Source organism: Chromohalobacter sp. HP20-39 (assembly GCF_033052815.1).
Taxonomy (GTDB): Bacteria; Pseudomonadota; Gammaproteobacteria; order Pseudomonadales; family Halomonadaceae; genus Chromohalobacter.
This window is the reverse complement of record NZ_JAWHTP010001216.1, coordinates 1-232: the sequence shown is the minus strand read 5'-3', so window position 1 is coordinate 232 and position 232 is coordinate 1. Positions and strand designations below refer to the sequence as shown.

The window sequence follows — 232 nt, the reverse complement described above, 5'->3', positions numbered from 1 at the left end:
GGCTCAAGGCCGACAGCCTGACGGACCGGGCACTCGGGCTATACAGCGAAACCGCCTCCCCGGACACGGGGGATGGAGACCGCTGTGCCGGCCAGCTCTGTACGATCCTGCTGCAATTGGACAACAGCCCGCGCGGCAGGGCGTGGTATGGCGCGCTCGATACCTTTACACCGCACAAGAAGAATCTGGTGTGGCGCGTGTTGAGCCTGAACATCCGTGAGATCAGCCAGGA

Annotated in this window: 1 protein-coding gene; it reads left to right on the top strand. The window is 63.4% G+C overall.

The window, feature by feature from the left end; all coding sequences use genetic code 11:
• The coding region (locus tag RVY79_RS21750) for a hypothetical protein (RefSeq protein WP_317466703.1) at window positions 1–232 on the top strand (232 nt) is incomplete at both ends.